Genomic DNA, 12,312 nt, shown 5'->3' with positions numbered 1-12,312 from the left:
TTGCCCTACGCATCAAGAAACTATAATTGGAGTTAGCAAGCATGCAACTTAACCCATCTGAAATCAGCGAGCTGATCAAGAGCCGGATCCAGGGCCTCGAAGCCACTGCCGACGTCCGCAACCAGGGCACCGTGATCTCGGTCGCCGACGGTATCTGCCGCATCCACGGTCTGTCGGACGTGATGCAGGGCGAGATGCTGGAATTCCCAGGCAACACCTTTGGCCTGGCGATGAACCTCGAGCGCGACTCGGTCGGCTCCGTCATCCTGGGTGCTTACGAGCACATCTCGGAAGGCGACATCGTCAAGACCACCGGCCGTATCCTGGAAGTGCCGATCGGTCCTGAACTGCGTGGCCGCGTGGTCAACGCCCTGGGCCAGCCGATCGACGGCAAAGGTCCGATCGATGCCAAGCTGACCGCCCCGATCGAAAAGATCGCGCCAGGCGTCATCGCCCGCGAATCGGTGTCGCAGCCTATGCAGACCGGCATCAAGTCGATCGACGCGATGGTGCCGATTGGCCGTGGCCAGCGTGAGCTGATCATCGGCGACCGCCAGACCGGTAAATCGGCTGTCGCTGTCGACGCGATCATCAACCAGAAAGGTCAAGGCGTCACCTGCGTGTACGTCGCGATCGGTCAAAAAGCATCGACCATCAAGAACATCGTGCGCTCGCTGGAAACCCACGGCGCGATGGAATACACCATCGTCGTGGCCGCATCGGCGTCGGAATCGGCTGCAATGCAGTACATCTCGGCCTACTCGGGCTGCGCGATGGGCGAATACTTCCGCGACCGCGGCGAAGACGCGCTGATCGTCTATGATGACCTGTCGAAGCAAGCAGTTGCCTATCGCCAGATTTCGCTGCTGCTGCGCCGCCCACCAGGCCGCGAAGCCTACCCAGGCGACGTGTTCTACCTGCACAGCCGTCTGCTCGAGCGCGCAGCCCGCGTGAACGCCGACTACGTCGAGAAGTTCACCAACGGCGCCGTCACCGGCAAGACCGGTTCGCTGACCGCACTGCCGATCATCGAAACGCAAGCAGGCGACGTCTCGGCCTTCGTGCCGACCAACGTGATTTCGATTACCGACGGCCAGATCTTCCTGGAGACCTCGCTGTTCAACGCCGGTATCCGTCCTGCGATCAACGCCGGTATCTCGGTGTCGCGCGTCGGTGGCGCCGCCCAGACCAAGGTCATCAAGGGCCTGTCGGGCGGTATCCGTACCGACCTGGCGCAGTACCGTGAACTGGCTGCATTCGCGCAGTTCGCATCGGACCTGGACGAATCGACCCGCAAGCAGCTGGACCGCGGCGCGCGCGTGACCGAGCTGCTCAAGCAGCCGCAGTTCTCGCCGCTGTCGACCTCGCTGATGGCGGCATCGCTGTTCGCCGTCAACAAGGGCTACCTGGACGATATCGAAGTCAAGAAAGTGCTGCCATTCGAACACGGCCTGCACGCCTTCCTGAAGTCGGGTCATGCGTCCCTGCTGTCGAAGATCGACGAAACCAAGCAACTGGACAAGGACAGCGAAGCACTGCTGGCCGCCGCTGTTGCTGATTTCAAGAAATCCGGCGCATATTAATTGATGGACCGGCGCCGCCCGCGGGTGGCGCCGGTGCCCGGAAGGAGTAAGGACTCATGGCAGCAGGCAAAGAGATTCGTGGCAAGATCAAGAGCGTAGAGAATACGAAGAAGATCACCAAGGCGATGGAAATGGTCGCCGCATCGAAAATGCGCAAGGCGCAGGATCGCATGCGCGCCGCCCGTCCCTACAGTGACAAGGTTCGTAATATCACCGCCAATCTGGCCAACGCAAACCCGGAGTACACGCACGCATTCATGGCGCAAGCCAAGGGCGTGTCGGCAAAGACCGTTGGTTTCATCGTCATCACGACCGACAAGGGTCTGTGCGGCGGCATGAACACCAACATCCTGCGCCAGGTAACGCAGAAGGCGCGTGAGCAGGAGCAATTGGGCAACCGTGTCGAGGCTGTCGCCATCGGCAACAAGGGCCTGGGCTTCCTGAACCGCGTCGGCATGAAGCTGGTGTCGCAAGCGACCCAGCTGGGCGACGCACCGCAACTGGACAAGCTGATCGGACCGGTCAAAGTGATGCTGGACGCGTACCAGGAAGGCAAGCTCGATGCTGTCTACCTGTGCTACACCAAGTTCATCAACACGATGAAGCAAGAAGCAATGGTCGAGCAACTGCTTCCGCTGCCAGCCAAGGCGCTGGAAGCCGACGCAGGCGCCCATGGCTGGGACTACATCTACGAACCGGAAGCACAGGTCGTCATCGACGAACTGCTGGTGCGTTACGTGGAAGCGCTGGTGTACCAGGCGGTGGCAGAAAACCTGGCGTCCGAGCAATCGGCGCGTATGGTCGCGATGAAGGCCGCGAGCGATAACGCCGGCAGCGTCATCAGCGACCTGAAGCTGGTCTACAACAAGACCCGCCAGGCTGCGATTACCAAAGAACTCTCCGAGATCGTTTCCGGGGCTGCCGCCGTCTAACGGCGGCACCCGCACGATCAAGTAAAAGAATCTAACTATATATCTGAAGGAACGAACATGGCTGATGGCAAAATCGTTCAGTGTATCGGCGCAGTGGTTGACGTGGAATTCCCACGTAACGCCATGCCGAAAGTGTACGACGCACTGAAAATGGAAGGCTCTGACCTGACCCTGGAAGTGCAACAGCAGCTGGGCGACGGCATTGTCCGTACCATTGCGCTGGGCAGCTCGGACGGCATGCGTCGCGGCATGATCATCCAGAACACCGGCAACCCAATCATGGTCCCGGTCGGCACCCCGACCCTGGGTCGTATCATGGACGTGCTGGGCAACCCGATCGACGAATGCGGTCCGGTCAGCCACGAGCGCATGGCATCGATCCACCGCGATGCACCGGCCTACGACGAACTGTCGCCATCGACCGACCTGCTGGAAACCGGCATCAAGGTCATCGACCTGGTCTGCCCGTTCGCCAAAGGCGGTAAAGTCGGCCTGTTCGGCGGCGCCGGCGTCGGCAAGACCGTCAACATGATGGAACTGATCAACAACATCGCCAAGGCACACTCGGGTCTGTCCGTGTTCGCCGGCGTGGGTGAGCGTACCCGTGAAGGTAACGACTTCTACCACGAGATGGCCGATGCCAAAGTCGTCGACCTGGAAAACCCTGCCAACTCGAAAGTGGCGATGGTCTACGGTCAGATGAACGAACCACCAGGCAACCGTCTGCGCGTCGCGCTGACCGGCCTGACCATGGCCGAAGCGTTCCGTGACGAAGGCAAGGACGTGCTGTTCTTCGTCGACAACATCTACCGCTACACCCTGGCCGGTACCGAAGTCTCGGCACTGCTGGGTCGTATGCCATCGGCAGTGGGCTACCAGCCTACCCTGGCCGAAGAGATGGGCCGCCTGCAAGAGCGCATCACCTCGACCAAGACCGGTTCGATTACCTCGATCCAGGCCGTCTACGTCCCTGCGGATGACTTGACCGACCCGTCGCCAGCGACCACCTTCGCCCACCTGGACTCGACCGTCGTTCTGTCGCGTGACATCGCATCGCTGGGTATCTACCCTGCGGTCGACCCACTCGATTCGACCTCGCGCCAGCTGGACCCGCTGGTCGTCGGTGAAGAGCACTACGCCACCGCGCGCGCCGTGCAGAACACCCTGCAGCGCTACAAGGAACTGCGTGACATCATCGCGATTCTGGGCATGGACGAACTGGCGCCAGAAGACAAGCTGGTCGTCGCACGCGCTCGTAAAATGCAGCGTTTCCTGTCGCAGCCGTTCCACGTCGCTGAAGTCTTCACCGGCGCCCCAGGCAAGTACGTTTCGCTGAAAGACACGATCAAGGGCTTCAAGATGATCGCATCGGGCGAGCTGGATCACCTGCCGGAGCAAGCGTTCTACATGGTCGGCACGATCGAAGAGGCTATCGAGAAAGCCAAGAAACTGGCTGCCTAAGTCGGCTTCTTCATTCACATTGAAGGACACACATGGCAAACACATTTCTCGTTGACGTAGTCTCGGCCGAAGAGCAGATCTTCTCCGGCCAGGCCGAATTCGTCGCGTTGCCGGGTGAAGCGGGTGAGCTGGGTATCTACCCGAAGCACACCCCGCTGATCACGCGCATCCGCCCGGGCGCCGTGCGCATCCAGGTGGCCGGCGGCGGCGAAGAGTTCGTCTTCGTAGCCGGCGGTATCCTCGAAGTGCAGCCGAACGGCGTGACCGTGCTGGCCGACACCGCGATCCGCGGCGCCGACCTGGACGAAGCGAAAGCAACGGCAGCCAAGAAGCAGGCTGAAGAGCTTATGCTGAACAAGGAGTCGACCATCGACTATGCGAAAGCCCAGGCCGAAATGGCCGCGGCGATTGCGCAGTTGGCGGCGATCCAGAAGCTGCGGTCGAAAGGCCGTTGAGCTGAACAAGCTCGGCAATGAAGAGGCAGCCTGCGGGCTGCCTTTTTTTATAGTCCTTGTCCAGCAGTCCGTCGGCCCGAATTGCCGTTCGTCGGATTTTTCACCGCTACCCATAAGGCAGAGTTACAGTATCAAGAATACAACTCGCCAAGAAGGGTAGTCGATCATGCTGAAACTCTCCGCCGTCGCCGTTGCTGTCATCCTGCTGTCGAATCCCGTGCTCGCGCAAGCGCAGCAGCCAGCCACCAAGGCCGCCGCCACGCAATCCCTGGCCGGCAAGCTCGATGCGATCTTCAAGCCCCAGTACAAGGCGGACGACCCCGGCGCCACGGTGATCGTGGTCAAGGACGGCAAGACGGTGCTCCGAAAGGCCTATGGCGCCGCCGACATCACGGCCAAGACCCCGCTGACGCCCGGCACCGTGCTGCGCCTGGGCTCGATCACCAAGCAGTTCACGGCGGTGGCGATCCTGATGCTGGCCGACGAAGGCAAGCTGGCCCTGAACGATCCGGTTACCCGTTTCTTCCCCGACTATCCTACCGGCGGCAAGGTCATCACGATCGAGCACCTGCTGACCCATACCTCGGGCATCGCCAGCTATACCAGCAAGCCGAACTATGTGGCGGGGATGGCGAAAGACCTGTCGGTCGCCCAGATGATCGACGGCTTCAAGAACGACCCGCTCGAGTTCGAGCCGGGCACCAAGTTCAACTACAACAACAGCGGCTACTTCCTGCTCGGCGCGATCATCGAGCAAGTATCCGGGCTCACTTATGCGAAGTTCCTGGAACAGCGTATCTTCACGCCGCTGGGCATGAAGGACACGGCCTATGAAGGCGCCGAGCGCTCGAACGCGCCACGCGCGGCCGGCTACAGCGCGCAAGAAAAGGGATACGGCCTGGCGCAGCCGCTGTCCATGAGCCAGCCGTATGCCGCCGGCGCGCTGGTGTCCACCGTCGACGACCTGGCGAAATGGGACGCCGCCATCGCGTCCGGCAAGCTGTTGAAACCAGCGAGCTGGAAGCTGGCCTTCACGCCCTACAAGCTCAATCCTGAGGAGTCGACTGATTATGGCTACGGCTGGGCGGTCGGCAAGCTGCAAGGCACGCCGGTCGTCCACCACGGCGGCGGCATCAACGGCTTCCGTACCTATGCGCTGCGCCTGCCGGAACAGAAGGTCTTTGTGGCGGTGCTGTCCAATTCCGACAGCGGCAATGTCCACCCCGAAGTGCTGGCCAAGAAGGCGGCGGCGCTGGCGATGGGCAAGCCGTTCATCGAGCCGAAGGAGATCGCGCTCGATGCGAAAGCGCTCGATGCCTTCGCCGGCATCTACGAGACCGACGACGAGGATAAACGCAGCTTCACCACCCGCGACGGTAAGCTCATGATGGCGCGTGGCGACCGCTCGCCGGTGGCCCTCAAGGCCTATTCGAAGAATGGCTTCTACGTTCCGGGAACGCTGGCGCGCTTCGAATTCGAACGCGATGGGGAGGGCAAGGTCAGCCACGTCACGGTCGACAACGAAGGCGAACGGGTGCGCAGTGTGCGCATCGGCGATGCGCCGCCGGAACGGGCGGCGGTCAAGGTCGACAACGCCCGCTTCGATGCCTGGGCCGGCACCTACCAGCTGGCGCCGCAGTTCACGATGGCGGTCAGCCGCGAGGGCGATCGCTACTATGCGCAGGCGACCGGACAGGCCAGGGTCGAGATCTTCCCGGCCAGCGACGACGTGTACTTCTCGCGCGACGTGAATGCCGAGATCCGGTTCGAGAAGGCGGCCGATGGGGCGCCGCGGCTGGTGCTGCACCAGAACGGCCAGGCCACGCCTGGCACACGCGTAAAGTAAGCGCTAACTGAACAGGCCGCGTTCTAGCGCGCGGCCTGCTCCTGCGCCAGGCGCAAGGCCACCTTGTGCCTGAAATAATCGTCTTTCACGTAGCGGTACAGGTTCTCGCCCGGGCACACGGTCTTGTCCGAATAATCGCGGTGGCTCTGGATGTCGTCCAGCGAGACCTTGTGTTTCGCCGCCAGCATCGCCATCAGGCGCACCACGGCATCGAGCTGCTGCCGGTTCGGTTCCACCTCTTCGAAATTGCCGACCACCTCGATCAGTGCATGTCCCTTCGGATCGTAGTCGGTATTGGTGTCGCCGGCATACGCGATATCGCGCGCACCGTAGATGCGGCCGTCCAGGTCGATCACGTAGTGGTAGGGGATGTCCAGCCAACCCTTCTCGGCGCGCGACCAGGCCTGCAGGCGGCGCAGGTAGGCTTGCGGATCGGTGCCCGGCTTGAACGGCTCGCCCTGGTGGTGCAGCGTGATGTGGGTGATCTGGTGGCGGCGCGCCCTGGCCGCATCGGACGGCGTGCCGCCCCAGCTGGCAACCGGCACGATGGCGCGTTCGACGTCGTGCAGGGAATCGGCGCCGTGCGCACTGGCGATCGAAAAGGCCAGCGCAAGAAAGGCGCCGATACGCGAAACAGGTGCAAGGCTCATGTCGAACTATTCAGGATGGATGAGCCGTCATCTTTCCATGTTTGGCCGTGCAGCGCCAGTGCATACAAACTGATAAGCTGGACCCAACGATAACAACACCAAGACACCATGAGAACCATCGCCCAGATCCTCCGCGACAGCAAGACCATCGCCATCGTCGGCATGTCCAACAAGAGCGACCGTGCCAGCAACGAAGTGGGCGCCTACTTGCAGCACAAGGGTTACCGTATCCTGCCCGTCAACCCCAGCTATGCCGGCCAGGCCATCCACGGCGAGACCGTCTACGCCACCTTGCAAGACGCGGCCGACGCCCTGGCCAGCAGCGGCCAGCGCATCGACATCGTCGACTGCTTCCGCAAGTCCGAAGACATCGGGCCGATCGCGCGCGACGCGATCGCGGTGCGCGCCGGCTGCCTGTGGATGCAGCTCGACATCGAGAACCAGCCAGCCGCCGACCTGGCGCGCGCCGCCGGGCTGGATGTCGTGATGAACCACTGCATCAAGATCGAGCATCGCAGCCTGGAAGAATAAAAGGGGATGGTTGCCGGGGGTGCGGCTTGCGCTACAATCGTCGCACCTCAATCCCGTCAATACCACGCCATGATCAAGACCATCGCCCTGCTGCTCGCCGCCACGGCCGCCATCAGCGTTACCCAGCCAGCACGCGCGCAGGCCGCGCCGGTCGCAGCACTGACCAAGAGCCCGGCCGCATGCCCGGCCGTGCTCAAGCACAGCTTCAAGCGCCTGCAGGACGAAGCGCCGCAAGACCTCTGCCAGTACGCCGGCAAGGTGGTGCTGGTGGTGAACACGGCCAGCTACTGCGGCTTTACCAAGCAGTACGAAGGCCTGGAAAAAATCTACGCCAGGTACAGCGGCCGCGGCCTGGTGATCCTGGGCTTCCCGTCGAACGACTTCGGCCAGCAGGAGCCGGGCAGCGCCAAGGAAATCGCCGACCTGTGCTTCAACACCTATGGCGTCAAGTTCCCGATGTTCGCCAAGAGCTCGGTGAAGGGCCCGCAAGCCAATCCGCTGCATGCGCAGCTGATCAAGGCCACCGGCCAGGAACCGAAGTGGAACTTCACCAAATACCTGATCGGCCGCGACGGCAAGGTGCTCGACTACTTCCCGAGCAAGGTCACGCCTGAAGACCCGCAGCTGACCGGGAAGATCGAAGCGGCCCTGTAATCGTTCAGCGCAGTGCCAGGTGCAGGATCGGGTAGGGCTTGCCGAACGGGTCCTGCCCGGAACGTCCTTGTACCGCGAATCCCATGCGCTCGTAGAAGCCGAGCGCCTGCCCATTCTGCTCGTTGACGTCGACCCGCGTGGCGCCCAGCGTCGCGATCGCGAATTCCACCAGGGCCCGCCCGGCGCCCTGGCCGCGGTGCTGCGGATCGACGAACAGCATCTCGATCGTTCCCTCGCTCACGCCCATGAAGGCGCAGGCCTGGCCGGCGGCGTCGCGCACGCAATGCAGCGGCGTGAACTCGCGCAACGTGCGCTCCACGATCGGCACCAGCAACAGGAAATCGTCCGGATTCAGGAAGTCATGGGTCGCCTGGACCGATGCCTCCCAGATGTCGAACAGGCGTGGAATGTCGTCGCTCGAAGCGATGCCGATACTGCGCATGGTGCGTCCTTTCGAATACCTATCCTCGGTCAAAGATATAACCTAGGAGATAGGCGTTTTATAAACCACACTAATAGCATGGTCATTTTGATGTACATCATAGTTCGTTTTGCCTCACATCAATAAGCTTACCTTCGTTGCAGATGACATAAAACGAAGAAAGGTAAGAAAAAGATGAAAACGACGATGAAAACCGTGCTGGTGGCTCTGATCGCCTTGAGCGCTGCGCAAGCGATGGCCCAGGAATCCCCATGGCTGGTGCGCGCCCGCGCCGTGCACGTCGATCCGGACAACAAGTCGACGCCGATCGGCGGCGTCGGCGCGGCGGACCGCCTCGAGGTGAGCAGCAAGACCATTCCCGAGCTGGACATCAGCTATTTCCTAACCCCGCACATCGCGGCCGAACTGGTCCTGACTTATCCACAGAAGCACAAGGCCCGCCTGGACGGCGCCGAGATCGGCACCTTCAAGCACCTGCCGCCGACCCTGAGCCTGCAATACCACTTCGCCCCTGGCGCGGCCATCAGCCCATATGTCGGCGCCGGCGTGAACTATACCCGCATGTCGAGCATCAAGCTGCTCGATGGCGCCGGCGACCTGGAAAACGATAGCTGGGGCCTGTCACTGCAGGCCGGCGTCAACTTCCGCCTCGATGAACACTGGTCGATCAATGCCGACGTCAAGAAAATCAATCTGCGCAGCGATGTGTATGTCGGCGGCGCCAGGGCCAGCCACCTGAAGGTCGACCCGGTCCTGGTTGGACTGGGCGTCGGCTACCGCTTCTGAGAGGAGCACCGATCACGTCCGCCCGTTTCCCTGCGCGAGCTTCCAGCAAAAGCAGCGGGCATGGAGACGGGCAGGACGTGAATCACCGGCGTCAAGCCACTTTCAGCACCAGCAGTACCAGCACATTGTGCAGCGCATGCGCCACCATCGGCACCACGAAGGCGCGCTGCCGGTCGACCTCGAACAGCCGCGTGAACGCATAGCCGTGCACCAGGAACAGGGGCAAGGCAATGAAGCCCCACAGCATGCTGTTCAGGGAATGAAATGCGCCCAGCACCAGCGCGGCCAGCATGATCGAGTGGTGTTCCTTCTGGCGCTTGCGCAGGTGGATGAGGATCGCGCCGAGCATCAGCGTTTCGATCACCGGACTCACGACCAGCCACGTGAACGGCTCCATATCCCGCTGCAGGCCGGCCGGGAACACAGTCAGGAACAGCGCCGCCACCAGCGCCACCGGCAGCATGGCATAGCCGAACAGCCACAGGCCCGCGCGCCAGATGCCCGGCCCTGACATCTTCTCTACAAAACGGATGCGGTCGATGAAGGCCGCACTCATGGCGCGTTTGCAAGGACGGCGCGCAGCGGCCCGCGCAGGGCATTGCAGACCACGATGTCGTCGGCCTGTTGCAGCATGTCGCGCGTGATCGTGGCTTCGCGCGCATTCCAGGCCGGTGCGGCCAGCAGCACGCCGCGCATCACGCCCGGCAGCACGCCGGCCGACAGCGGCGGCGTGAGCCACGCCTCGCCGAAGCGCAGGAACACGCTGCTGCGTCCTCCTTCCGTCAATTCATCGCGCTCGTTGAAGAACAGCGCATCGAAGGCGCCTTGCGCCTCGGCCGCCTTCCACGCCGCATCGTAGCGGCTGCGGATGCTCGTCTTGTGGCGCAGGAAGACTTCGCCGCCGTGCGTCGGCTCGGCCGCCAGCAGCAGCGTGACCGGCTCGTGCAATGGCGCCAGCTCGCCCGACGTCAGCGTCAGGTCTCCGGTATGCGACACGGCCAGGCGCAGGCGGTGCAATACGTCGGAGGGTAGCGCCTCGCTGGCTTCCAGCAGCGCGACGTGGGCCGCGCCGCGGTCGAAAGCGAAACCGAAATAGGCGCAGGATGCGGCCAGGCGGTCGAGATGCTGTTCCAAGTGGCGGCAGCCATGCTCGCGCGAGGCGCGGATTGTCTCGAAGAGGGTGAATTCGTTGGACAGGCCAGTCAGGAAGCGCGCCTTCAATTGGCATTCGGCGAATTCGGATGGCGCATCGCTGTCGTACACGATGCCGGCGCCGACGCCTAGCTCCCCACGCCGGACACCGTCTCTTGCGGCATCGAGCGCCAGGGTCCGGATCGGTACCGACAGGCAGAAGTCGCCGAAGGCGCGGCCCGGCGGCGCCGGATCGAACCAGCCGATCGCACCGGTATAGATGCCGCGCGCCTCGGGCTCGAGTTCGTGGATGATCTCCATCGTGCGCCGTTTAGGCGCGCCGGTGATCGAGCCGCAGGGATACAGGGCATCGAAAATTTCGCCCAGGTCCGCGTCCATGCGCAGGCGCGCCTGCACCGTGGACGTCATCTGCAGCACGGCGCCATAGCGCTGCACCTCGAACAGGGCGGGAACCTCGACGCTCCCGGTCTGCCCCACGCGACCGAGGTCGTTGCGCAGCAGGTCGACGATCATCAGGTTTTCGGCGCGGTTCTTGGTGTCCTGCGACAGCGCCAGGGCGCGCGCCGCGTCGACGTCAGGGTCGCCGCTGGCCGGCGCCGTGCCCTTCATCGGCCGCGCCTGCAGCAGGCCCGCTTCGTGGCGCACGAACAGCTCGGGCGAGAACGACAGCAGCGCGCCGCCGCCAGGCAACGACACCAGCGCGCCGTACGGCACCGGCTGGCGTGCGCGCAGGCGCGCGTACAGGGCGAACAGCCCGCCGAAGGCGTCGAAGCGCAGGCGGTAGGTGTAGTTGACCTGGTAGGTGTCGCCGGCCGCGATGTAGTCGCGGATGCGGTCGATCGCAGCGGTGAATTGCGCCGCGTCGACATTGGCCGCGATGCCGGCCACCCCGGCCAGTTCGCTGTCCATGGTCCGCGTTACCAGCCACGACGCGACCTGCTCGCCCGTCATCTGCTCGCAGTGCGTGAACAGCAGCACCCGCGCCAGTGGACCATCCAGCGGCCGTGCAGGCAATCCCTGCAGGTGCGCGCCCAGCTCGTAGCTCAGCAGCGGCACCGCGTGCAGGCCGTCCTGCAAGGCCTGCGACAGCGCTGCCAGGAGCGCGGGCCAGCCGGCGCCGTCCTCGCACGCCAGCGTGCCCGCATGTCCGCTGTACAGGCGCGAGCGGGCTTCCCCGGCGGCGCCGGCATCGTCCAGCAGCGCGAAGACTTCGCCGGTATCCATGCCCCCGATTCTACGCCGCCAGCAGCAGGGACAGCTGGAGCGACGTGCCTTCGGCCGGATTGAGCTTGAAGCCGGTCTTGGCGAAGCGGTGCCAGCGGCCGGTGACGTAGTTCACCAGCAGGCTGGCGCGCGCCGCGACGTCGGCTTCCTGGCCGTGTCCCTGCGTGACGGCCAGGCGCAGCGCGCCCTTGAAGGCCAGTTCGACCTTGTCGTAGAACCCGTTCATGCGGTGCTGCAGGCGTTCGTCTTCATTGACCAGCGCATCGCCGATCAAGACCCGGGTCATGCCCGGATTGTTGGCCGCGAAGCCGAGCAGCATCTGCAGCATCGCGTGTGCCTGTTCGAGACCGCCTTCTTCTTTTTCGGTGATCTGGTTGATCACGCCGAATACCGACGATTCGATGAACTCGATCAGCCCCTCGTACATCTGCGCCTTGCTGGCGAAGTGGCGGTACAGCGCGGCTTCGGACACCGACAGGCGCGCCGCGAGCGCGGCGGTCGTGATTTTCTCGCCCTTGGGCTGCTCGAGCATCGAGGCCAGGGCCTGGAGGATTTGCAGCTTGCGCTGGCCTGGCTTCGTGCTTGCCATGGGATCC

General features: G+C 63.3%; 13 protein-coding genes. 8 read left to right on the top strand and 5 right to left on the bottom strand.

Annotation, left to right across the window (positions count from 1 at the left end; genetic code table 11):
• Positions 1-41 precede the first annotated feature (41 nt).
• From atpA to E8M83_RS07025, 5 genes are all read left to right on the top strand, one after another.
• Complete coding sequence (atpA, locus tag E8M83_RS07045; RefSeq protein ID WP_123068511.1) at positions 42-1,583, top strand: F0F1 ATP synthase subunit alpha; 1,542 nt, start codon at positions 42-44, stop codon at positions 1,581-1,583.
• 56 nt (positions 1,584-1,639) lie between these two features.
• Entirely contained in the window at positions 1,640-2,515 is an 876-nt protein-coding gene (gene atpG / locus E8M83_RS07040; RefSeq protein WP_137172644.1) for a F0F1 ATP synthase subunit gamma, read from the top strand.
• Positions 2,516-2,572: 57 nt separating this feature from the next.
• Positions 2,573-3,976 carry a F0F1 ATP synthase subunit beta gene (gene atpD, locus E8M83_RS07035; protein ID WP_123068513.1) on the top strand — a complete coding sequence of 468 codons (1,404 nt, stop codon included), beginning with the start codon at positions 2,573-2,575 and terminating at the stop codon, positions 3,974-3,976.
• A gap of 32 nt (positions 3,977-4,008) precedes the next feature.
• Entirely contained in the window at positions 4,009-4,431 is a 423-nt protein-coding gene (locus E8M83_RS07030) for a F0F1 ATP synthase subunit epsilon (protein ID WP_137172643.1), read from the top strand.
• 166 nt (positions 4,432-4,597) lie between these two features.
• Entirely contained in the window at positions 4,598-6,277 is a 1,680-nt protein-coding gene (locus E8M83_RS07025; RefSeq protein ID WP_137172642.1) for a serine hydrolase, read from the top strand.
• Between the two features lie 23 nt (positions 6,278-6,300).
• Here the strand turns inward: E8M83_RS07025 and E8M83_RS07020 are convergent, their stop codons facing one another.
• Positions 6,301-6,927, bottom strand: a complete 627-nt coding sequence (locus E8M83_RS07020) for a peptidoglycan recognition family protein (protein ID WP_137172641.1) — start codon at positions 6,925-6,927, stop codon at positions 6,301-6,303.
• Between the two features lie 108 nt (positions 6,928-7,035).
• Here E8M83_RS07020 and E8M83_RS07015 point away from each other — a divergent pair, with 108 nt between their 5' ends.
• Together E8M83_RS07015 and E8M83_RS07010 are read left to right on the top strand one after the other, a co-directional pair.
• Entirely contained in the window at positions 7,036-7,458 is a 423-nt protein-coding gene (locus E8M83_RS07015; RefSeq protein ID WP_137172640.1) for a CoA-binding protein, read from the top strand.
• Positions 7,459-7,527: 69 nt separating this feature from the next.
• Complete coding sequence (locus tag E8M83_RS07010) at positions 7,528-8,112, top strand: glutathione peroxidase (protein WP_137172639.1); 585 nt, start codon at positions 7,528-7,530, stop codon at positions 8,110-8,112.
• 4 nt (positions 8,113-8,116) lie between these two features.
• On the opposite strand, the gene E8M83_RS07005 is transcribed toward E8M83_RS07010, so the two are convergent.
• Positions 8,117-8,554: an acetyltransferase gene (locus tag E8M83_RS07005; protein ID WP_137172638.1), complete on the bottom strand. Its 438-nt coding sequence runs from the start codon at positions 8,552-8,554 to the stop codon at positions 8,117-8,119.
• 174 nt (positions 8,555-8,728) lie between these two features.
• On the opposite strand from E8M83_RS07005, the gene E8M83_RS07000 reads away from it, so the two are divergent.
• Positions 8,729-9,340: an OmpW family protein gene (locus tag E8M83_RS07000; protein WP_137172637.1), complete on the top strand. Its 612-nt coding sequence runs from the start codon at positions 8,729-8,731 to the stop codon at positions 9,338-9,340.
• A 91-nt stretch (positions 9,341-9,431) separates the two neighbouring features.
• Here the strand turns inward: E8M83_RS07000 and E8M83_RS06995 are convergent, their stop codons facing one another.
• Genes E8M83_RS06995 through slmA form a run of 3 tightly spaced genes read right to left on the bottom strand, consistent with a single transcriptional unit; the run spans position 9,432 to position 12,305 of the window.
• Positions 9,432-9,896, bottom strand: a complete 465-nt coding sequence (locus tag E8M83_RS06995) for a type II CAAX prenyl endopeptidase Rce1 family protein (RefSeq protein WP_137172636.1) — start codon at positions 9,894-9,896, stop codon at positions 9,432-9,434.
• Entirely contained in the window at positions 9,893-11,716 is a 1,824-nt protein-coding gene (pabB, locus tag E8M83_RS06990; RefSeq protein ID WP_137172635.1) for an aminodeoxychorismate synthase component I, read from the bottom strand. The genes E8M83_RS06995 and pabB overlap by 4 nt, the downstream gene beginning before the upstream one ends.
• Before the next feature lie 10 nt (positions 11,717-11,726).
• A complete protein-coding gene (gene slmA / locus E8M83_RS06985; protein WP_137172634.1) occupies positions 11,727-12,305 on the bottom strand; it encodes a nucleoid occlusion factor SlmA in 579 nt (192 codons plus the stop codon).
• Between the last annotated feature and the right edge of the window lie 7 nt (positions 12,306-12,312).

The sequence above is a fragment of the Massilia sp. HP4 genome (assembly GCF_005222695.1).
In the GTDB taxonomy this organism is placed as follows: domain Bacteria; phylum Pseudomonadota; class Gammaproteobacteria; order Burkholderiales; family Burkholderiaceae_D; genus Telluria.
This window is presented reverse-complemented; position numbering and strand designations above follow the sequence as displayed.

Coding starts and splice junctions, on each gene's coding strand:
- atpA (WP_123068511.1), top strand. CDS start 42: ATGCAACTTAACCCATCTGAAATCAGCGAGCTGATCAAGAGCCGGATC.
- atpG (WP_137172644.1), top strand. CDS start 1,640: ATGGCAGCAGGCAAAGAGATTCGTGGCAAGATCAAGAGCGTAGAGAAT.
- atpD (WP_123068513.1), top strand. CDS start 2,573: ATGGCTGATGGCAAAATCGTTCAGTGTATCGGCGCAGTGGTTGACGTG.
- E8M83_RS07030 (WP_137172643.1), top strand. CDS start 4,009: ATGGCAAACACATTTCTCGTTGACGTAGTCTCGGCCGAAGAGCAGATC.
- E8M83_RS07025 (WP_137172642.1), top strand. CDS start 4,598: ATGCTGAAACTCTCCGCCGTCGCCGTTGCTGTCATCCTGCTGTCGAAT.
- E8M83_RS07020 (WP_137172641.1), bottom strand. CDS start 6,927: ATGAGCCTTGCACCTGTTTCGCGTATCGGCGCCTTTCTTGCGCTGGCC.
- E8M83_RS07015 (WP_137172640.1), top strand. CDS start 7,036: ATGAGAACCATCGCCCAGATCCTCCGCGACAGCAAGACCATCGCCATC.
- E8M83_RS07010 (WP_137172639.1), top strand. CDS start 7,528: ATGATCAAGACCATCGCCCTGCTGCTCGCCGCCACGGCCGCCATCAGC.
- E8M83_RS07005 (WP_137172638.1), bottom strand. CDS start 8,554: ATGCGCAGTATCGGCATCGCTTCGAGCGACGACATTCCACGCCTGTTC.
- E8M83_RS07000 (WP_137172637.1), top strand. CDS start 8,729: ATGAAAACGACGATGAAAACCGTGCTGGTGGCTCTGATCGCCTTGAGC.
- E8M83_RS06995 (WP_137172636.1), bottom strand. CDS start 9,896: ATGAGTGCGGCCTTCATCGACCGCATCCGTTTTGTAGAGAAGATGTCA.
- pabB (WP_137172635.1), bottom strand. CDS start 11,716: ATGGATACCGGCGAAGTCTTCGCGCTGCTGGACGATGCCGGCGCCGCC.
- slmA (WP_137172634.1), bottom strand. CDS start 12,305: ATGGCAAGCACGAAGCCAGGCCAGCGCAAGCTGCAAATCCTCCAGGCC.